The organism is Allomuricauda sp. XS_ASV26 (assembly GCF_041224615.1).
GTDB lineage: Bacteria > Bacteroidota > Bacteroidia > Flavobacteriales > Flavobacteriaceae > Flagellimonas > Flagellimonas alginolytica.
Window position 1 is genome coordinate 1 of sequence record NZ_JBGFGK010000027.1, and the last position, 20,222, is coordinate 20,222.

Here is a 20,222-nt window from a genome sequence, read left to right on the forward strand (position 1 = left end):
GTATCGCCAAGGTTGATCAAGGAAACTTTTGTTACCCCGGAGGATTATCGATATCCTTTCCTGGGTTAAAGAACAGACGAAAAAACTGCACAAAGGCCGTCACTCTAAAAAAATGACGGCCTTTTTTATGCACTGAAATTACCATTCCATTGATTGTTAACCGAAATTCCGTTAACCTCTATTAACAAATCCAAACAGTAATCACAAAGACATTTTCAACACCTCAACACATTCATTTAATGTGATTTACACACATAAACAAAATATCATAAAGCATCAAAACACAATTTCAATGTAAATTTTACGTTAACTAATTGTAAATTAAACGTAATACAACTATATTTGTATGACATAAATCAATTAGTTATGATAGATAGAATTAATGCATGGACGAGATTGATGGCAAGAAAATACCAGCAATTGTGGCTCTACGCCAAGAATTACGCCAGAAAATGCAGATTGGTATATAAGAGAATGTACAGTATCTAAACTAGCCTTTAAATTTTTGAGGCAGGTACACTACCTTTTTGGTCTCAAAAAACTGCTCTTCAAAATACTCGTTTAAATCAAAGACCTGAACGGTCTCATAACCTTTCAGTTCATCAGAGAGATCTCCGCCCTTAAGATAAAGAATACCATTTTTACGTTGATGGGCGGAATCTTTTTTGATTTTCCCCTTGGTCCAATGAACAAAGGTGGGCATTGCGGCCACTGCACGACTCACAATAAAATCGAACTGCCCAGGGATATCCTCCACACGGGAATGGTGCGTTTGTACATTCTGAAGCCCGAGTCCTTCCACCACCTCGTTTACCACTTTTATTTTTTTGCCTATGGCATCAACAAGGGTAAATTTCACGTTCGGAAATAATATCGCCAAAGGAATTCCCGGAAATCCACCGCCTGTACCTACATCCAAAACACTGGACCCCTCATTAAATACCTGGATCTTTGCGATTCCAAGAGAATGAAGCACATGCCTCAGGTACAGCTCATCGATATCCTTTCTGGAAACCACATTTATTTTTTGGTTCCAATCATGGTAGAGCTCTTCCAACTTGGCAAATTGCTCTTTTTGCTCATCGTTGAGCGTCGTAAAATATTTGAATATAAGTCCCGAATTCATTCTCCAAACGTTAATTTTACAAATTTAATACTTTTAACGTGCTTAACACCGTTCTAACACAACAGTGTAAGCTCGAAAGAAGCATTTTAATTACATTTGTAAAAAACTTTTTTTATGGATAAGAATACCATCCGGTTTTCACGAAAGGATTCCGCACAATTTTTCAGGACACTGAACAAGAGAGTGAACGAATACTTTAAAGAAAACAACCTCAAGAAAACCGGGAACTGGAAACTTCACTTGAAAACCATAGTGATGTTCGCCATCTTTTTGACCCCTTATTTCTTAATGTTGACCCTGGACCTGCCTTTTTGGGGCTACCTATTGCTCTCCATAACCATGGGAGTTGGGATGGCCGGCGTTGGGATGAATGTGATGCACGATGGAAACCACGGTGCCTATTCCAATAAAAAATGGGTAAACAAACTCATGGGAAGTAGCATTTACATTTTGGCCGGAAATGTGTACAACTGGCAAGTACAACACAATGTTCTGCACCACACATACACCAACATCCATGAGCACGACGAAGATATGGAAGCAGGCAGGATCTTAAGGTTCTCCAAGCATGCAGAGTGGAGGAAGCACCACAAATTCCAACACTATTACTCTATTTTCCTTTACGGATTATTGACATTCAATTGGGCAATAACCACGGATTTTCAACAAATGTACCGTTACATGAAGAGAAAATTGAGCTATGGTAAATTACCCAATCCGGTAATCAATTGGAGCACTTTGGTGATCACCAAAATAATCTACTTGACCATCTGGATCATACTTCCATTGATTTTTGTTGATATTGCTTGGTGGCAGGTATTGCTAGGCTTTTTTATTATGCACTACGTAGCTGGAGTAATACTTAGCGTGGTATTCCAATTGGCCCATATTGTGGACCATGCCGATACACCGTTACCGGACAATGAAGGAAACATGAAAAACACCTGGGCCATCCATCAATTGTTCACAACCGTTAACTTCGGCACCAAAAATAGAATAGTCAACTGGTTTACAGGAGGGTTGAACCACCAAGTGGAACACCACATCTTTCCCAACATCAGCCATATACATTACACAAATATTTCCAAAATTGTGAAACAGACGGCTCAGGAGTTCAATTTACCGTATCACGAGTACAAAACTACCAGAAAAGCTATAATTTCACACTTCAAACACCTTAAGGAGCTAGGCAAAAAACCTACCCTTCAATATCAGTAAAAAAGAAGTACAAATGAGCAACCATCTATCTGACAGGATCAAGAATATGTCCACGTCAGCAACCTTGGCCATGGCAGCCAAAGCCAGAGAATTAAGAAGTGAAGGAAAGGATATTATCGGATTGAGTTTGGGCGAGCCGGACTTTAATATTCCCGATTTTATAAAAGATGCCGCAAAAAACGCCATCGACGAAAACTATAGCAGTTACACCCCTGTTGATGGATACGCCGAACTAAAGACCGCTATCTCCAACAAATTTAAAAGAGATAATGACCTTGACTATGGATTGAATCAAATTGTGGTCTCCACAGGCGCAAAACAATCCTTGTTCAATGTGGCGATGGTGGTTTTAAATCCGGGTGACGAAGTAATCCTGCCCGCTCCATACTGGGTAAGCTACAGTGATATTGTAAAGTTGGCCGAAGGAGTACCTGTGGAAGTTCTCACACAAATCGATACCGATTTTAAGATGACCCCCGCTCAATTGGAAGCTGCAATTACACCTAAAACCAAAATGATCTGGTTTAGTTCACCCTGCAACCCAAGTGGTTCGGTATACAGTAAAAGCGAATTGGAAGGTCTGGCAGAAGTGCTGAAAAAGCACCCAGATATTTATGTTGTATCGGATGAAATTTACGAACATATCAATTTTGCGGGTGGCCATGTGAGCATTGCCAGTATCGATGGAATGTACGACAGAACCATTACCGTGAACGGGGTATCCAAGGCGTTTGCCATGACGGGCTGGCGAATTGGTTACATCGGCGCACCGGAATGGATTGCCAAAGGATGTACCAAATTACAAGGGCAAGTGACCAGTGGTGCCAACGCCATTGCTCAACGAGCTGTGATCACCGCATTGGAAGCTCCAGTGAGCAAAATCCAATATATGATCGACAAGTTCCACGAAAGAAGGGATCTTGTTTTAGAATTATTAGGGGAAATAGAAGGTTTTAACCTCAACGTGCCCGAAGGCGCATTTTATGTGTTTCCGGACATATCCGCTTTCTTTGGCAAAACCTTGAACGGTGTTGCCATTAACAATGCTTCCGATTTCTCCTTGTATTTATTGGAGCATGCCAATGTGGCCACGGTAACAGGTGAGGCTTTCGGAAACCCGAATTGTATCCGAATTTCTTACGCGGCATCCGAAAAAGAACTAAAAGAAGCGATTGCCCGTATAAAGGCTGTTCTGTAAAATATGGGGTAGCTTTGCTGAACTTTGATTCCGCATTTCGCCGTCCATTTAAAAAACCTCCCGAAAATAAACTCCGGGAGGTTTTTTAATTAAGTCTTTCTCCAAAAATATGGGGTAAGTACAATGAGTACGGTAAACAGTTCCAATCGTCCCAAAAGCATCAAAAAAGCGCACCACCATTTTCCTGCTGCAGGAAGGCCATTATAATTGCTCACGGGGTTTAAACTGCCCAAAGCTGGGCCTACATTTCCCAAAGAAGAGGCTGAACCGCCAACTGCAGAAATAAAATCCAACCCCAAGAAACCCAGCACTAAAGAACCGATTATGAATAGGAGCATATACAGCACAAAAAAGGCGATTACATTATAGACAATGTGTTCTGTTACGGTCTTCTGGTTGTATCGTACCGGTATCAACGCGTTGGGATGCAAGGTTCGCTTAAATTCCAGAATACCGTTTTTTATAATCAAAAGGTGACGCATTACCTTGATTCCACCAGCAGTGGAACCTGCGGAGCCTCCAAGAAACATCAATCCAAAAAAGAAAACAGTTAAAAATGGAGTCCATGATGTAAAATCCGCCGTAACAAACCCTGTTGTGGTAATCACCGCGATTACTTGAAATAAGGTGTGGCGAACGGTACTTTCCACCTTGCCCAAAACCATGGGATGAAAATCGGAAATAGGAACATCCGCCCTAAAATACACGCCCAATGCGGCAATTATGGTGAACACAACAATGAATCCGAGATAATATTTAAACTCTTCGTCCTTGAGGATACGTTGCACCTTACCGGTCAAGGCAAAGTAACTGAGTACAAAATTACTACCTGCCAAAAACATGAACAATGCGATAATGTATTGAATGAGTGGTTGATCGTTCCAAAAGGCAACGCTGGCATTTTTGGTGGAGAACCCACCTGTGGACATAGTGGCCAATGAGTGGTTTATGGCATCGAAAAATGACATGCCCGCAAATTTCAGCAAGAATGTTTCCAGTACAGTGTACCCTACATAGATCAACCATAACCTCTTAGCGGTATCCGTGATCCTTGGGTGAAGTTTATCCCCTCCCGGTCCCGGTGCCTCTGCCGCAAACAACTGCATGCCCCCAATTCCCAACAGCGGCAATATGGCTATGGCCAATACAATAATTCCCATTCCCCCGATCCAATGGGTAAGGCTTCTCCAAAGGAGAATTCCTTCGGGAAGCGCCTCGATATCGTCCAAAATTGAAGCGCCGGTAGTCGTGTAACCGGACATGGTTTCGAAAAATGCATCGGTTATGGATGGTATGGAGCCGGAAAAAAGATAGGGCAACATGCCCGATAGGGACATTACGACCCATCCAAAGGTTACTACGATGTAGCCTTCTTTGCGTTTCACTTCCTTTTTATGTCCCCGGGTGTAGAACATGGCCATCATTCCAAAAAGCATGGTCACAATTGCGGCCAGCATAATATCCATGGTCACACCATCTTTATAAATGCCACTGGCCAAAGCGGCCAAAAGCATAAAAGAGCCATTGCACAGCAACAATAGCCCCATTATATGGATTATGATTCTTGTATTGAGCTTCATTATAGAAACAACTTTTCTATGCGCGGTATGGCCTTGGGCAAACAGCACACCACTACCTTATCGCCTTCGGCTATCCTAAAATCACCAAGAGCAATAATCCCTTCCCCGTTACGGATCACACCACCAATACTTGCTTCCCTCGGAAAATTAAGTTCCCGTATTATTTCTCCGTTTACCAGGGAGGTGGCCTTTACTTCGAACTCCAAAATTTCTGCGTTCAAGTTGTTCAATCGGGTCAAGGCCAGCACCTCTCCCTTACGGATGTACCTAAAAATGCTATTGGCGGCCAACAGTTTTTTATTAATGAGCGTATCCACTCCAATGGATTGGGACAATTGGAAATAATCCATGTTTTCCACTAGTGCGATGGTCTTCTTTATTTTTTTATTCTTCGCCACTAAACAGGACATTATATTGGTTTCGGAATTTCCGGTTACGGCTATAAAGGCATCCATGGATTCCAAATTCTCTTCTTCCAACAGCTCTACGTTTCTACCATCTCCATTTATTACAAGTGCGTGGGGCAGATCATCCGCAATATCGAAGGCTTTTTCCTTATTCTTTTCTATAAGTTTTACGTTGAACTTATTTGAACAAAGGTCCCTTGCCGTTTTGTATCCTACCTTGCTCCCGCCGAGTATCATTACGTTCTTAATATCCTGCTTTTGCATTCCGGACAACTTGTACAACTCCTCCACTCCTTTGTCCGAGGTAATAAAATATACCTGATCGCCTTCTTTAAAAACCGTATCCCCTCTGGGAATCAAAGTAAATTGAGTTCCCGTACGCTGTAAAGCTATGGGCATAAAGTTGAGTTCGGGAAAGATTCGCGCCGCTTCTTTGACCATTTTACCCACAAATGGTGCGTTCTTGGGCAAAATAACGCCGAACATGGTCAATAGGCCTTCTTCAAATTGATACGTATCGTTGAATGCGGATTGATTTAACATTAACTGTATTTCCGTAGCCGCCAAGCGTTCCGGAGAGATCAATTCATCGATACCCAACTCCTCAAACTTGACCAACTCGCGGTTATCCATAAATTCCGTATTCGAAATTCTGGCAATGGTGCGTTTGCACCCCAACTGTTTTGCCAAAACACAAAGGGTTAAATTGGTAGTTTCGGAAGCTGTTACCCCGATCACCAGATCCGACCCATCCACTTGTGCATCTTGTAACACTTGGATGGAAGTTGCATCTCCTCTGAGCACTCTAATGTCCAAATGATTATCTGCATAGGACAATCTTTCTTTATCGGTATCGATCAAGGTAATCTCCTGGGCTTCATAGGACAGTAATTTTGCCAAATGAAACCCCACTTCACCAGCACCTGCAATAATGATTCTCATTAATTAAAATAGGATGTGTTCTTAAATAAACTCTATTTGACCGTAACAAACAACACAAGGAATGGCATGCGATACGTAAATTACATATTTACAACCAAATACGGTATATGATTCCTTTTTGTGGGCAAAATTACACAAATATTTTTGTCCGCATCCCTTATGCTAAGTTGTATATTTGCGAGCAAATTAACGCAATGTCTAAAAAGGTTACCCCATACAAAGAATCCGAACTTGGAAAAAAAGAACAGGTAAAGCAAATGTTCGATACCATTTCCAAAAATTACGACGGCCTTAACCGAGTAATTTCTTTTGGAACGGACATAAAGTGGCGAAAACGAATCGTGGCCTACCTTAAAGACAAATCCCCAAATTCCATTCTGGACATTGCTACGGGAACAGGCGATCTTGCCATTGCCATGACGCAAACCGGAGCGGAAAAAATCGTAGGACTTGATCTTTCTCCGGGCATGTTGGAAGTAGGAAAGCATAAAGTGGTCAACAAAAATCTACAATCCATCATTGAAATGGTGGTGGGCGACAGCGAGAACCTTCCTTTTGAGGATAACTCCTTTGATGCCATCACGGTTGCATTCGGGGTTCGGAATTTTGAAAATCTGGAGAAGGGTCTACAAGAAATTTATCGTGTATTGAAACCACAAGGACATTTTTTGGTCCTGGAGACCTCCGTACCCACCAAACCCCCTTTCAAACAGGGATACAGAGCGTATACAAAATACATATTGCCCACCATAGGAAAACTGTTCTCCAAAGACAGGTCCGCCTATAAATATTTGAGTGAATCGGCATCAGTTTTTCCACATGGCGAGGCTTTCAACAATATTTTGAGAAAAATCGGGTTTATAGGAGTAGAGAACAAACCACAGACCATGGGTGTAGCATCCATTTATGTCGCATCAAAATAGATTAATGAAAAATCTCCTTATCCTTTTTGGACTGATAGTTTTGTCCGGTACCAATGTTGTTGCCCAATTTGGTGGCGACCCTATCTTGAACCTGCAAAACGAGGATAAGAAATTTTTGAACTGGGGCTACTACCTTGGTTTTAATCAGTACGATTTTCAATTTGAGTACAAAGAGGATGTTGGCCGGGACATATTGGTGGATAAAACTTTAGGCTTTAATGTAGGTTTGATCGGCGAGCTGAGAATAAACGAGTTTCTTGACGCCCGTTTTGAGCCAGGTTTGCTCTACACTTCAAGAACACTAGGATTTCCCGGATTTTCCACGCAAGCAGAAGCAATTCGCGAAGTGCGCTCGACCTATATTCGCTTTCCCTTTCTGTTAAAAGCCAGCACACGTAGAATTGGCAATTGGAGGCCTTTTATTGTTGGTGGCGTGTACACATCCATCAACCTGGGGAGCAACGAAGATAGTTTGGACGACAACAGCACCGGTCAGTTTCGGATGAAACAAAATGTTTACGGGTACGAAGTTGGCTTCGGCATCGATTTTTATACAGAATATTTTAAGTTCACTCCATCCATCAGAGGAGTTTTTGCCCTGACCGACGAATTGGTACCGGACAATGACCCGAACAGCCCATGGACAGGAAATATAAATGCCATGCGCACCCGAGGGATTTTCATCAATTTTACTTTCGAGTAAACCATTTATCGCCTTCTAATTTCGTTTAGCAAGATACCTGTTGCCGTGGCAACATTTAAGCTTTCGGCACTGGCAGCTCCAAATTGAGGAATGGCTATTTTGGAAGTAATATACTCATCCACTTCATCGGAAATGCCATTGGCTTCGTTGCCCATTACCAATATTCCTTTTTTTGGAAGATCAAGCCCATAAACAGAATCGCCGTCCATAAAAGCCCCATAAACAGGAAGTGATGTATTTTTAAAATACCCTATCAAATCTGTGTAGACAATATTTACCCTGGCAACTGACCCCATGGTCGCTTGCAAAACCTTGGGATTATAGCAATCCACCGTATCCTTGGAACAAACCAATTGCTGTATTCCAAACCAATCGCACAACCGGATAATGGTGCCCAAATTGCCCGGGTCACGAACAGCATCCAAAACCACTACCCAATCTTGCAGGTCATCAGTCCCAAATTCAATCATATAAAAAACACCGAGTACACCATTGGGATGTACCAAACTGCTCATTTGCTTTAAATCCCTTTTGGATACCAATTCCGCATCCCCGAATTTTTGGATCTGATCGGCTTTGTCCACAAAAATTTTGAACGGCCGTATTCCCGCTTCCAGCAACTCATTTACAACTTTTTCCCCTTCAACAACAAAGAGTCCATGTTGAGATCGGTACTTTTTTTGCTTTAAGCTAACAACTAGTTTAATTTGGTTTTTTGTAACCATCTAAATCGTGTATTTTTGGCGTCTATGAGGGGTTCTTTAGGTCTAATCTGCAACTGGGCAAAAATAGGATTATTGTTTCTTTTGCTATGCATTTCGGGTTGCAATACCTTAAAAAAAGTTGGGGAGGATGAATTATTGCTCACCAAAAACTCCATTTTTGTTGATGATGAAAAAGTAAACAACAGTGAAATAAAGGGCCTAATTTCCCAGAAACCCAACAGCAGCGTACTGGGCTACCCTTTAAAATTGAATCTCTATAATCTGGCAAAGGAAAATCCAGACTCTTCTTTCCAGGATTGGCTTAACCGAAAAGAAAAAAGGGAGAAACGCCTAAACAAACTACTTTCCGAGAAACAGGTAAATCGATTACGCGAATCTTTTATGGTCTCTGGAGCCAGTGAATTCCTAAAAAGAATTGGCGAACCTCCGGTAATTATCGATACAGCGGAAACCAACAAGTCCATTAGGAGACTTAAAGCATTTTACAACAGTAAAGGGTATTTTAACAACGAGGGGAATTACGAAATAGTCGATGTAAAAAACAAGAAAGCTTCGATATCGTACCACATAACATTGAACAAACCCTACATCGTAGATACGGTCCAAAAAAATATTACTTCACCGGAACTGGATTCCATCTACCTAAAGACCGCCAACAAAAGTTTGATCAAACCAGGAGAACGATTTGATCTGAACAAATTTACATTGGAGCGGGAACGGCTTACCACTCTTTTTCGTAATTCGGGGGTATATAATTTTCAGGAAAGTTCCATTAACTACGATGTTTTAAGGGATACCACTGTTACTGCAGATGACCAACTAATGGACGTGCTGCTCAACATCAATAAATTTAGAAGCTCCGCGGACAGCACCGATGTGGGCACTCCCTATAAAGTAGCACGACATAAAAAAATAAACATTTATGCAGACTATGACATAAACGGCACCACCGACACCCTTAAAAGCCTGACCTACGCAAACTATAATATTTACTATAGCGGAAAGCTCAGGTACAAGCCAAAAGCGCTTACCGATGCCATATTCTTTAAAAAAGACAGTGTGTATCGTGATCTCGACAGGATAAGGACCTATCGCCAGATCACCAACCTCAATACCTTTAAATATCCCAATATTGGGTTTATACCAGATTCCACTCAAACACAACTGGAATCCAACATATACCTTGCTGCCAAACCAAAATATTCGCTCAACCTAAATTTTGATGTAACCCACTCCAACATCCAACAAGTAGGAACCGCTTTTAGTGCTTCGGTAATTACCCGAAATGTTTTTGGAGGTGCCGAAACATTGAACGTTTCTGCAAGAGGGTCCATAGGCCTGCTAAGTGATGCCTCCCTATCCAACGAAACCTTTACATCTGAACTTGGCGGGGACATCAACATAACATTTCCCCGTATTTGGTTCCCGTTGAACACCGAAAAGATCATACCCTATTATATGCTGCCGCAAAGTCGTTTATCGGTAGGTACCAACTTCCAGCGGAACATTGGCTTGGACAAACAATCCCTAAATTCCATTTTATCCTATAATTGGTCCCCGTCCGATCGTCTTAAAAACAACATCGAACTGCTGAATGTCGAATTTGTACGCAACGTTAACACAGACAACTTCTATAATGTGTACCGAAACACTTTTTCCAATTTGGACGATATCGCGGATGATTTTCAGGACGACCCCCAATATTCCGAATATTTTAGTGCGGTGGAAAATGAAGGAGATGAACCACGACTTGATATCCCCACGGGTGCCAATAATTTTGCCCAAGATGTATTGAATGGGACACTTACCGTAACCGAAGATGATTTTCAAACCGTAAACAGTATTGAGGAAAGAAGAAGGAGATTAACAGAGAACAACCTCATTTTCGCTTCCAATTTTACACATACCAAAAACAGTAAATCCGGAATAAACGACCTTGACTTTTATCAATACCGAATCAAATTGGAGAGTGCCGGTGCTATGCTGTCCATGCTCACCAACGTAATCCCTTTTAATAAAAACGAAGAGGGTCAGAGCCTAGTTTTCGGGGTACCCTTTTCACAATATGCCAAAACCGAGTTCGATTATATACGACACTGGAAAATTGGAGAATCCCAGGTAATCGCGTTCAGAAGTTTTACAGGACTGGCCATTCCCTACGGTAATTCGGACAACGTGCCCTTTGTTCGCAGTTATTTTGCAGGAGGTTCCAACGACAATAGGGCTTGGAACGCTTACGAACTGGGCCCTGGAAAAACCGACAACATCAACGACTTCAACGAGGCCAATCTCAAGCTGGCATTTAACCTGGAATATAGATTCCCGATCGCCGGCGACGTAAAAGGCGCTCTTTTTGCAGATGCAGGGAACATATGGAACGTTTTCGATAACGAAACCAACCCCGATGCCACATTCAATGGTTTTTCATCATTGGGCGACTTGGCCCTGGGAACTGGTCTCGGGCTTCGTTACGATTTCACCTACTTCGTATTTAGGCTGGATGTAGGTTTTAAGACCTACAATCCCGCCAAAGTTGGATCCGATCGCTGGTTCGATGGTTATAACTTTAAAAGAGCCGTCTTCAACATCGGAATCAATTATCCTTTCTAGAGCAAATAATTTATTACTTTTGTTTCCTATTTAACTCGAAACCACTAATAATATGTCCCACAATATTAAGCCCGGTGTTGCTACCGGTGACGAAGTTCAAGCAATATTCGATCACGCCAAAGAAAATGGATATGCCCTACCAGCGGTCAATGTAATCGGATCGGATAGCATCAATGCCGTAATGGAAACTGCAGCAGCGTTGAACTCACCCGTAATCATTCAATTCTCAAACGGAGGCGCCCAGTTCAACGCAGGCAAAGGACTTTCCAACGAAGGTCAAAAAGCAGCCATTCTTGGAGCAGTGGCCGGAGCAAAACACGTTCATCAATTGGCAGAGGCCTACGGTGCAACCGTGATTCTGCATACAGACCACTGTGCCAAAAAATTGTTGCCTTGGATAGATGGCCTTTTGGATGCCAGCGAAGCACATTATAAAGAAACAGGAAAATCTTTGTTCAGTTCACACATGATCGACCTTTCCGAAGAACCCATCGAGGAAAACATCGAAATCTGTAAAGGATATTTGGAGCGAATGAGCAAAATGGACATGACCTTGGAGATAGAATTGGGCATTACCGGGGGTGAAGAAGATGGTGTTGACAATACCGATGTGGACGACTCTAAATTGTACACACAGCCAGAGGAAGTAGCCTATGCCTATGAAGAACTTTCCAAAGTAAGCCCAAGATTTACCATTGCAGCTGCTTTTGGGAACGTACACGGTGTATACAAGCCCGGAAACGTAAAATTGACACCTAAAATCCTTAAGAACTCCCAAGAATTCATCACAGAAAAATATGGCGTGAAACACAACCATATCGATTTTGTATTCCACGGAGGTTCTGGTTCAACAGTTGAAGAAATCAGGGAAGCTATTGGTTACGGTGTTATTAAAATGAACATCGACACCGATTTACAATACGCTTTCTTGGAAGGGGTAAGGGATTACATCCAAGGTAAATCAGCATACCTTCAGGCCCAGATCGGAAATCCAGACGGTGACGACCAACCCAACAAAAAGTACTACGACCCTCGAGTTTGGCTCAGAGAAGGAGAAAAAACCTTTAGCGAACGCTTAAAAAAGGCCTTCGAAGACCTAAACAACATTAACACCTTATAAACCTTAGTTTAACTAAATATTGATTCCATGTCGTCTTGGTTTAAAAGAAAGGAAAAAGGAATACAAACAGCCACCGAGGAGAAAAAAGACACTCCCAAAGGGCTTTGGTACAAATCCCCTACCGGAAAGATCGTAGAAGCAGAAGATCTTGCCAAAAACTTTTACGTAAGTCCGGAAGATGACTATCACGTGAGGATAGGTAGCAAGGAGTACTTTGAAATACTTTTTGATGACAACAAGTTCAGTGAGCTCGACACAAAAATGACCTCCAAAGACCCCTTAAAGTTTGTGGATACCAAAAAATACTCCGACAGGCTTAAAGCAGCCCAAAGCAAAACAGGTTTAAAAGATGCCGTTAGAACTGCGGTTGGAAAATCGCAAGGAAAGGACATCGTTGTGGCCTGTATGGATTTTAGTTTTATTGGAGGCTCCATGGGCAGTGTTGTTGGTGAAAAAATATCGCGTGCCATCGATGTCGCCAAAAGGAAAAAAATCCCATTTGTGATGATTTCCAAATCTGGAGGGGCACGTATGATGGAAGCAGCCCTATCCTTGATGCAATTAGCAAAGACATCGGCAAAATTGGCCCAATTGGCCGAAGCTAAAATACCTTACATATCGTTATGTACAGACCCTACAACGGGAGGTACAACAGCTTCCTATGCCATGTTGGGCGATATAAATATTGCAGAGCCAGGAGCACTGATCGGGTTTGCAGGACCTCGAGTGGTCAAGGATACTACGGGGAAAGACCTTCCCGAAGGATTCCAAACCTCCGAATTCCTGAAAGAACATGGTTTCTTGGATTTCATTACCCATCGAAGGGATTTAAAGAAAAAAATCAACTTATACATTGATTTGATCACCAATCAACCCATAAGAAATTAAAAAAAGCCCCGATTATCGGGGCTTTTTCTTTATAATATATCACTCCATCAATTTCTAAATCGGCGCAAGACCACTTCCTCTTCCGCACCATCAGAATATGTTAGAGTTCCCTTGGCATCACAACTGCCATCCCCAAAATCCAAACTTACCGAATTGCCAAGTCGGGATATTTCCAATACTCCGCTCACAATAAATCGACACGACAACTCTCTTCTCAATGGCGTGGTAACTTCCTTCACAAACTCGTTTCCTGCTATACCGATATAAGTTCGCTTTCCAGTAATCAAAAAAACATTGTCACCCCAAAAACCGGATCCATACCCCTCTATCCACTCCCGAGTTCTGGTCCCGGTAAACGAAGCTGTTTCCCCGCTAGGCCAAGTTGCTTCAAAAAATCCGTTCGAGGTGCCTTGTGGATTTCCATTTTCATTACTTCTTACCCTAAGAATTTGCGCCTCCCCATCGATTGCCACTTCATTGAAAGTAAAACCGTCCAAAGTCATCTCAATGGTATTGGACGCGGCCTCCAAGTCCAAAGAGTAACTTAAATTAACCGTTCCACTAACAGTATTTCCGGTAGATAGTTCGCAACCTTCGCCAAAATCCAGGACGACTTCTTTTGTATTCTGCGTTAGAACTACGGATACTACAACACAATTTGGCATATAACCAGAAGCATAATTCATTTTTGACGTACTTCCGATTTCATCTGCAGTATAGACATCTTCGGCAATGGCCATAAGTTCCTCTGAAACCATTTCAGTTTCATCACTGTATTTTAGCTCTGTCGAGGAAATTACTTCCGTACTGGTTAGATTTTCTTCAACCGAGGATTCTGTACTGCACGAAACATAGGTCAACATTAAACTTCCCAGAAGGATCGGAGCAATTCCTTTAAACTTCATTTTTAGTTCCTTTCTCATAATACTTGAATTTAATAGGTTTGCCTCTTTGACTTGAATGACAGCAAAAGGTTTAATTTTATGTTAAAATTCGTAGATTAAAAAAAAGAGCCTATCTTTGCACGCTGATTGAAGGTCAATCAATACATAAAAATCATTTAAATAATATTGGAATGTATTTAACGAAAGAAGTTAAAGCCGAGATTTTTAAAAAATACGGCGGCTCAGAGAGCAACACAGGTTCAACGGAAGGACAAATTGCATTGTTCACGCACCGAATCAACCATTTGACAGGTCACCTTAAAAGGAACCATAAGGATTTTAACACCGAACGTTCGTTGGTGGCATTGGTAGGTAAAAGACGTAGTCTTTTGGATTACCTAAAGAAAAAAGATATTGCAAAATACCGTACCTTGATCAAAGAACTAGGTATTAGAAAATAAAAATACAAGGGGAGGCATTGGCTTCCCCTTTGTTTTTGTTGAATCGATTCTCAACAACCAAAAAGTCCCGGGAAATCGGGCAAACACAAAAAGCTACAAATAGTTTTTCATTGGTCAAGTGCCAAAGGCACACACAACAACAACACAACCCGACCGCCCGGAAGGCGGTAGACCAAATGTTTAACGACCCGGAATAATATTCGGGTAAGATTAATTTTATGATTCCAAAAACATTCAAAGAGGTCATAGACCTTGGTGACGGTAGAGAGATTTCTATCGAAACCGGAAAATTGGCAAAACAGGCCCACGGTTCTGTAGTTGTACAATCCGGCAAATGTATGCTATTGTGTACAGTTGTTTCCAACTATAAAGCCGCAGATGTCGACTTTTTGCCCCTAACCGTGGATTACCGCGAAAAATTTGCTGCCGCAGGGCGCTACCCTGGCGGTTTCTTTAAAAGAGAAGCAAGACCAAGTGACGGTGAGGTATTGACGATGCGCTTGGTGGACAGGGTATTGAGACCATTGTTCCCAAAAGACTACCATTCCGAAACACAGGTAATGATCCAATTGATGTCTCACGACGAAGACGTTATGCCCGATGCAATGGCCGGTTTGGCAGCATCAGCCGCCATTCAACTTTCGGATTTCCCATTCGAATGTGCTATTTCGGAGGTTCGAGTAGGTAGGGTAAACGGTGAGTTCATCATCAACCCAACAAGGGAGCAATTGAAAGAATCCGACATTGATATGATGATCGGTGCTTCTGCAGATTCTGTTATGATGGTAGAAGGTGAAATGGACGAGATTTCCGAAGAGGAAATGGTAGAAGCCATCAAATTTGCACACGAAGCCATTAAAGTACAATGTGTAGCTCAGGAAAAATTGGCCGAGGCTTTCGGTAAAAAAGAAGTTCGCGAGTACGAGCCAGAAGCCGAGGACGAAGCGCTTCAGAAGAAAATCCACGACATGGCCTACGATAAGGTGTATGAAGTGGCCAAAGCAGGTTCTTCCAAGCATGAGCGCGGTGAAGCCTTTGCTGCCATTAAAGAAGAAATAAAAGCATCTTTCTCCGAAGAAGAGTTGGAAGAAATTGGCGACTTGGTTTCCAAATACTACCATAAAACCGAAAAAGAAGCCGTTAGAAACCTTACTTTGAACGAAGGGCTTCGATTGGACGGACGTAAAACAACAGATGTTAGACCGATCTGGTGCGAAACAGACTATCTGCCATCCGTACATGGTTCAGCCATCTTTACACGAGGAGAAACACAGGCATTGGCAACGGTTACCTTAGGTACTTCCAGAGAGGCCAACCAAATAGATATGCCATCTTACGAAGGTGAAGAAACATTCTATTTGCACTACAACTTCCCTCCTTTCTCAACTGGCGAAGCACGACCAATCCGTGGTACTTCCCGTAGAGAGGTTGGACACGGTAACTTGGCACAACGTGCACTTAAAGGAATGATTCCAGAGGACTGCCCATATACCGTTCGTGTTGTTTCCGAAGTATTGGAATCCAATGGCTCATCATCAATGGCAACCGTATGTTCGGGTACCATGGCGTTGATGGACGCAGGTGTTCAGTTGAAAAAACCTGTTTCCGGTATCGCCATGGGATTGATCACCGATACAGAAACCGGTAAATATGCCGTACTATCCGATATCTTGGGAGATGAAGACCACTTGGGAGACATGGACTTTAAAGTAACAGGTACTGCGGATGGTATCACTGCTTGCCAAATGGATATTAAAGTAAAAGGACTTTCTTACGAAATCTTGGTAAAAGCTTTGATGCAGGCCAAAGACGGAAGAATGCATATCTTGGGCAAACTAACCGAAACAATTGCCGAGCCAAGACCCGAAGTTAAATCCTACGCTCCAAAAATTGTTACCAGAATTATTCCTGGCGAATATATTGGAGCATTGATCGGCAAAGGTGGAGAAGTTATCCAAGAGCTTCAGAAAACAACCAACACTACCATCGTAATCAACGAAGACCCCGATACCGAAGAAGGTATTGTGGAAATCTTGGGAACCGATCAAAATGGTATCGATGCCGTATTGGCAAAAATCGATGCCTTGATGTTCAAACCAGAAGTTGGAAGTGTTTATGAGGTTAAAGTGATAAAAATGCTTGACTTCGGAGCAGTGGTGGAATACACAGAAGCACCGGGCAACGAAGTACTGCTTCACGTATCCGAATTGGCATGGGAACGCACCGAAAACGTATCCGATGTAGTGAACATGGGTGATGTTTTTGATGTAAAATACTTCGGTCTAGATCCAAGGACCAAGAAGGAAAAAGTATCAAGAAAGGCCTTGTTGCCAAAACCGGAAGGTTACAAAGAGCGTCCACCAAGAACCGACGGTGATCGCAAGGGTGGTGATCGTAGAGGCGGTGATCGTAGAGGCGGCAACAGAGATAGAAAGCCAAGAAGAGATTAGGTAAATCCTATCTTTATCCGATAAACTAACCCTAAGGCACTCGCCTTGGGGTTTTGTTTTTTGAGGAATTGTCAGCGTCCAACACTGTCCCTTCGAGCGCAATGGAAAACTTGCGGTCCCAATACGTAAAAATGAGGTTTTTTTAAAAAAGTGCTGCCAAAATGTAACTTTTTTACTTTTTGAACGTATAACCTAATGAGCTCCGGCTCACAAACTTAATATGAAGGGAAATTTTAGATGAGACAGTTAAAGATTACAAAACAGGTTACCAATAGGGAAACCGCATCGTTGGACAAGTATCTACAAGAAATCGGTAAGGTTGATTTGATTACCGCCGATGAAGAAGTAGAGTTGGCACAACGCATTAAAGCCGGCGACCAGGTAGCATTGGAAAAATTAACTAAAGCCAACCTAAGGTTCGTGGTATCGGTTGCAAAGCAATACCAAAACCAAGGGTTAACACTGCCCGATTTGATCAATGAAGGCAATTTGGGACTTATCAAAGCAGCGCAACGTTTTGATGAAACCCGTGGATTTAAATTTATTTCATACGCTGTTTGGTGGATCCGCCAATCCATTTTGCAAGCTTTGGCAGAACAATCACGTATTGTTCGTTTGCCATTGAACAAGATCGGCTCCATCAATAAGATAAATAAAACTTTTGCTTTCTTGGAGCAAGCGCACGAGCGTCCACCATCTGCTGAGGAAATTGCCAAAGAATTGGACATGACCGTGGAAGATGTGAAACAATCCTTAAAGAACTCAGGCCGTCACGTATCAATGGATGCGCCTTTGATCGACGGCGAGGATTCCAACCTTTACGATGTGTTGCGTAGTGGCGAATCTCCAAACCCTGATAAGGAACTTTTGCACGATTCGTTACGTACCGAAATTGAACGTGCCCTGGAAACCCTTACTCCTCGAGAAGCTGATGTAATAAGACTTTACTTTGGATTGGCCGGCCAACATTCCATGACGTTGGAAGAAATCGGAGAAACTTTTGATTTGACCCGTGAGCGAGTTCGTCAAATTAAAGAAAAGGCGATTAGAAGGTTGAAGCACACGTCAAGAAGTAAGATTTTAAAGACATATTTAGGGTAAAACACCCAAAGTCACCAACTAAAGTACAGTTAAACTATCCTTAAATTTGATTTTTGGCAGGAAAGTTGTATTTTAGTAAGATATAACAGTTTATCATGACTGTTCGTTTTTTGATTGATGAATAAACTCCGGCTGATTACCGGAGTTTTTTTCGTTTATGGATGGCCGTAATTGGCTAACTTTGTAACATGAACAAATCAATGATCGCCCCCTCGTTATTGGCATCCGACTTTGCCAATCTTCAGCAAGAAATCGAAATGGTCAACCAAAGCGATGCCGACTGGTTCCATTTGGACGTTATGGACGGTGTTTTTGTGCCCAACATCTCCTTTGGTATGCCAGTGGTGCAAGCGATTGCCAAATATGCAAAAAAGCCGTTGGACACACATTTAATGATTGTAGATCCAGACAGATATATCAAGACTTTTGCGGATCTTGGGGTTCATAATTTATCCGTCCACTACGAGGCCTGTCCCCATCTGCACAGAACACTGCAAGCCATAAAAGCGGAAGGTATGAAAGCCGGTGTGGCGATTAACCCACATACTTCCGTAAAATTATTGGAAGATACCATTCAGGATATCGATTTGGTCATTGTAATGAGTGTCAATCCCGGTTTTGGAGGCCAATCCTTTATAGAAAACACCTATCAGAAAGTAGCGGACCTAAAGGAATTGATCCTTAAGAAAAATGCCGCCACTTTAATTGAAATCGACGGCGGTGTCAATGCCAACAATGCCAAAAAACTGGTAGATGCCGGTGCCGATGTGTTGGTTGCCGGAAGTTTTGTATTTAAAAGCGATAACCCTGCCGAAACCATTAAAAAACTAAAAGCAGAAACAGCGTAATGCAGGAATTTGATGTCATCATCATCGGAGGTGGCCCTATTGGAATTGCATGCGGCCTCGAGGCCAAAAAACAGGGTTTATCCTATATCATAATAGAAAAAGGGACTATTGTAAACTCACTTTTCAATTATCCTGTGAACATGCAGTTTTTTTCTTCTTCGGAAAAATTGGAAATAGACGACATTCCCTTTATCAGCAAAGAGGCCAAACCCAAACGCAACGAAGCATTGGAGTACTATCGAAGAATTGTGACCTCCAACCAACTCGACATCCATCTATTTGAAAAAGTAACGGATACCATAAAGCACGGTGATTTTTTTGTGGTGAAGACTGACAAAAATGACTATCGGGCAAAAAATGTGGTCGTAGCGACCGGATTTTACGACTTACCCAACAAAATGAATGTTCCTGGAGAAGATTTATCCAAAGTCTCACATTATTACAACGACCCCCATTATTATGCCAGTCAAAAACTGGCGGTGGTAGGCGCAAGTAACTCCGCAATAGATGCTGCATTGGAATGTTGGCGAAAAGGCGCCGATGTATCCTTGATTATCCGTGGCCCAGAAGTAGGTTCAAGAGTTAAATATTGGGTACGTCCGGATATTATCAACCGAATCGAAGAAGGCAGCATAAAAGCATATTACAACTCCACGGTCAAGGAGATAAAACCAACGGAAATTGTACTAAATACCCCAGAAGGCGATTTAACGTTGGAAAATGATTTTGTTCTTGCGTTAACCGGATACATGCCCAACTTCGCCTTTTTGGAGAAACTTGGCATAACACTCTCCAGTGACCCCAAACGATTGCCGACCTACGATCCTGAAACGATGGAAACCAATGTTGAAGGTCTTTTTTTAGCGGGTGTGATCTGCGGAGGAATGGAAACCCATAAATGGTTTATAGAAAACTCTAGGATCCATGCGCCCATTATCATGAAAAGTATTGGACAAAAATTAAAGTCCACAACACCATAAAGAAGTTGATTTGCGTCAACATTTAAAGCTTTTGCAAAAGTGCTTTTAACCTAACATA

The 20,222-nt window shown here is 42.2% G+C and carries 18 protein-coding genes; 13 read left to right on the top strand and 5 right to left on the bottom strand.

Translation table 11 applies throughout. From position 1 onward, the window contains the following. Positions 1–366 precede the first annotated feature (366 nt). Positions 367–489: a hypothetical protein gene (locus AB9K32_RS01600; protein WP_262902867.1), complete on the top strand. Its 123-nt coding sequence runs from the start codon at positions 367–369 to the stop codon at positions 487–489. A gap of 1 nt (position 490) precedes the next feature. Here AB9K32_RS01600 and rsmG read toward each other — a convergent pair whose 3' ends face one another. After that, positions 491–1,126 (bottom strand): 16S rRNA (guanine(527)-N(7))-methyltransferase RsmG, encoded by a 636-nt coding sequence (gene rsmG, locus AB9K32_RS01605; RefSeq protein ID WP_252080344.1) that lies wholly within the window; start codon positions 1,124–1,126, stop codon positions 491–493. A 114-nt stretch (positions 1,127–1,240) separates the two neighbouring features. Here rsmG and AB9K32_RS01610 point away from each other — a divergent pair, with 114 nt between their 5' ends. Together AB9K32_RS01610 and AB9K32_RS01615 are read left to right on the top strand one after the other, a co-directional pair. Continuing rightward, positions 1,241–2,344 (top strand): acyl-CoA desaturase, encoded by a 1,104-nt coding sequence (locus AB9K32_RS01610; protein WP_224837581.1) that lies wholly within the window; start codon positions 1,241–1,243, stop codon positions 2,342–2,344. Positions 2,345–2,357: 13 nt separating this feature from the next. Beyond that, a complete protein-coding gene (locus AB9K32_RS01615; RefSeq protein WP_224837580.1) occupies positions 2,358–3,542 on the top strand; it encodes a pyridoxal phosphate-dependent aminotransferase in 1,185 nt (394 codons plus the stop codon). An 89-nt stretch (positions 3,543–3,631) separates the two neighbouring features. On the opposite strand, the gene AB9K32_RS01620 is transcribed toward AB9K32_RS01615, so the two are convergent. Together AB9K32_RS01620 and trkA are read right to left on the bottom strand one after the other, a co-directional pair. Then, on the bottom strand, positions 3,632–5,122 hold the full coding sequence (locus AB9K32_RS01620) for a TrkH family potassium uptake protein (protein ID WP_293296411.1): 1,491 nt from the start codon (positions 5,120–5,122) through the stop codon (positions 3,632–3,634). After that, positions 5,122–6,471, bottom strand: a complete 1,350-nt coding sequence (gene trkA, locus AB9K32_RS01625) for a Trk system potassium transporter TrkA (RefSeq protein WP_224837578.1) — start codon at positions 6,469–6,471, stop codon at positions 5,122–5,124. Before trkA ends, AB9K32_RS01620 begins: the two co-directional genes overlap by 1 nt. A 194-nt stretch (positions 6,472–6,665) precedes the next feature. On the opposite strand from trkA, the gene ubiE reads away from it, so the two are divergent. Continuing rightward, a complete protein-coding gene (gene ubiE, locus AB9K32_RS01630; protein ID WP_369884153.1) occupies positions 6,666–7,394 on the top strand; it encodes a bifunctional demethylmenaquinone methyltransferase/2-methoxy-6-polyprenyl-1,4-benzoquinol methylase UbiE in 729 nt (242 codons plus the stop codon). Positions 7,395–7,398: 4 nt separating this feature from the next. After that, positions 7,399–8,097 (top strand): porin family protein, encoded by a 699-nt coding sequence (locus AB9K32_RS01635; RefSeq protein WP_224837576.1) that lies wholly within the window; start codon positions 7,399–7,401, stop codon positions 8,095–8,097. A 5-nt stretch (positions 8,098–8,102) separates the two neighbouring features. Here AB9K32_RS01635 and AB9K32_RS01640 read toward each other — a convergent pair whose 3' ends face one another. Beyond that, entirely contained in the window at positions 8,103–8,822 is a 720-nt protein-coding gene (locus AB9K32_RS01640) for a TrmH family RNA methyltransferase (RefSeq protein ID WP_369884154.1), read from the bottom strand. Positions 8,823–8,846: 24 nt separating this feature from the next. Here AB9K32_RS01640 and AB9K32_RS01645 point away from each other — a divergent pair, with 24 nt between their 5' ends. Genes AB9K32_RS01645 through accD form a run of 3 tightly spaced genes read left to right on the top strand, consistent with a single transcriptional unit; the run spans position 8,847 to position 13,440 of the window. After that, positions 8,847–11,432: a BamA/TamA family outer membrane protein gene (locus tag AB9K32_RS01645; protein WP_369884308.1), complete on the top strand. Its 2,586-nt coding sequence runs from the start codon at positions 8,847–8,849 to the stop codon at positions 11,430–11,432. Between the two features lie 52 nt (positions 11,433–11,484). After that, entirely contained in the window at positions 11,485–12,552 is a 1,068-nt protein-coding gene (gene fbaA, locus AB9K32_RS01650; protein ID WP_224837574.1) for a class II fructose-bisphosphate aldolase, read from the top strand. A 27-nt stretch (positions 12,553–12,579) separates the two neighbouring features. Beyond that, positions 12,580–13,440 carry an acetyl-CoA carboxylase, carboxyltransferase subunit beta gene (gene accD / locus AB9K32_RS01655; RefSeq protein WP_224837573.1) on the top strand — a complete coding sequence of 287 codons (861 nt, stop codon included), beginning with the start codon at positions 12,580–12,582 and terminating at the stop codon, positions 13,438–13,440. Positions 13,441–13,487: 47 nt separating this feature from the next. On the opposite strand, the gene AB9K32_RS01660 is transcribed toward accD, so the two are convergent. Beyond that, positions 13,488–14,363: a hypothetical protein gene (locus AB9K32_RS01660; protein WP_369884155.1), complete on the bottom strand. Its 876-nt coding sequence runs from the start codon at positions 14,361–14,363 to the stop codon at positions 13,488–13,490. Between the two features lie 152 nt (positions 14,364–14,515). Here AB9K32_RS01660 and rpsO point away from each other — a divergent pair, with 152 nt between their 5' ends. From rpsO to AB9K32_RS01685, 5 genes are all read left to right on the top strand, one after another. After that, positions 14,516–14,785: a 30S ribosomal protein S15 gene (gene rpsO, locus AB9K32_RS01665; RefSeq protein ID WP_224837571.1), complete on the top strand. Its 270-nt coding sequence runs from the start codon at positions 14,516–14,518 to the stop codon at positions 14,783–14,785. Between the two features lie 218 nt (positions 14,786–15,003). After that, positions 15,004–17,235 carry a polyribonucleotide nucleotidyltransferase gene (locus AB9K32_RS01670; protein ID WP_252080349.1) on the top strand — a complete coding sequence of 744 codons (2,232 nt, stop codon included), beginning with the start codon at positions 15,004–15,006 and terminating at the stop codon, positions 17,233–17,235. Between the two features lie 237 nt (positions 17,236–17,472). Further along, positions 17,473–18,336, top strand: coding sequence for an RNA polymerase sigma factor RpoD/SigA (locus AB9K32_RS01675; RefSeq protein ID WP_100817395.1), 864 nt, complete (start codon positions 17,473–17,475; stop codon positions 18,334–18,336). Positions 18,337–18,524: 188 nt separating this feature from the next. After that, positions 18,525–19,184, top strand: coding sequence for a ribulose-phosphate 3-epimerase (gene rpe, locus AB9K32_RS01680; protein ID WP_369884156.1), 660 nt, complete (start codon positions 18,525–18,527; stop codon positions 19,182–19,184). Then, the gene (locus AB9K32_RS01685) at positions 19,184–20,164 is read left to right on the top strand and encodes a YpdA family putative bacillithiol disulfide reductase (protein ID WP_252080351.1); all 981 of its coding nucleotides are present in this window, start codon (positions 19,184–19,186) and stop codon (positions 20,162–20,164) included. Before rpe ends, AB9K32_RS01685 begins: the two co-directional genes overlap by 1 nt. The last annotated feature ends 58 nt before the right edge of the window (positions 20,165–20,222 follow it).

Bases quoted from the DNA above. Each gene is read 5' to 3' on its own strand.
- AB9K32_RS01600 (WP_262902867.1), top strand. From the start codon at position 367: ATGATAGATAGAATTAATGCATGGACGAGATTGATGGCAAGAAAATAC.
- rsmG (WP_252080344.1), bottom strand. From the start codon at position 1,126: ATGAATTCGGGACTTATATTCAAATATTTTACGACGCTCAACGATGAG.
- AB9K32_RS01610 (WP_224837581.1), top strand. From the start codon at position 1,241: ATGGATAAGAATACCATCCGGTTTTCACGAAAGGATTCCGCACAATTT.
- AB9K32_RS01615 (WP_224837580.1), top strand. From the start codon at position 2,358: ATGAGCAACCATCTATCTGACAGGATCAAGAATATGTCCACGTCAGCA.
- AB9K32_RS01620 (WP_293296411.1), bottom strand. From the start codon at position 5,122: ATGAAGCTCAATACAAGAATCATAATCCATATAATGGGGCTATTGTTG.
- trkA (WP_224837578.1), bottom strand. From the start codon at position 6,471: ATGAGAATCATTATTGCAGGTGCTGGTGAAGTGGGGTTTCATTTGGCA.
- ubiE (WP_369884153.1), top strand. From the start codon at position 6,666: ATGTCTAAAAAGGTTACCCCATACAAAGAATCCGAACTTGGAAAAAAA.
- AB9K32_RS01635 (WP_224837576.1), top strand. From the start codon at position 7,399: ATGAAAAATCTCCTTATCCTTTTTGGACTGATAGTTTTGTCCGGTACC.
- AB9K32_RS01640 (WP_369884154.1), bottom strand. From the start codon at position 8,822: ATGGTTACAAAAAACCAAATTAAACTAGTTGTTAGCTTAAAGCAAAAA.
- AB9K32_RS01645 (WP_369884308.1), top strand. From the start codon at position 8,847: ATGAGGGGTTCTTTAGGTCTAATCTGCAACTGGGCAAAAATAGGATTA.
- fbaA (WP_224837574.1), top strand. From the start codon at position 11,485: ATGTCCCACAATATTAAGCCCGGTGTTGCTACCGGTGACGAAGTTCAA.
- accD (WP_224837573.1), top strand. From the start codon at position 12,580: ATGTCGTCTTGGTTTAAAAGAAAGGAAAAAGGAATACAAACAGCCACC.
- AB9K32_RS01660 (WP_369884155.1), bottom strand. From the start codon at position 14,363: ATGAGAAAGGAACTAAAAATGAAGTTTAAAGGAATTGCTCCGATCCTT.
- rpsO (WP_224837571.1), top strand. From the start codon at position 14,516: ATGTATTTAACGAAAGAAGTTAAAGCCGAGATTTTTAAAAAATACGGC.
- AB9K32_RS01670 (WP_252080349.1), top strand. From the start codon at position 15,004: ATGATTCCAAAAACATTCAAAGAGGTCATAGACCTTGGTGACGGTAGA.
- AB9K32_RS01675 (WP_100817395.1), top strand. From the start codon at position 17,473: ATGAGACAGTTAAAGATTACAAAACAGGTTACCAATAGGGAAACCGCA.
- rpe (WP_369884156.1), top strand. From the start codon at position 18,525: ATGAACAAATCAATGATCGCCCCCTCGTTATTGGCATCCGACTTTGCC.
- AB9K32_RS01685 (WP_252080351.1), top strand. From the start codon at position 19,184: ATGCAGGAATTTGATGTCATCATCATCGGAGGTGGCCCTATTGGAATT.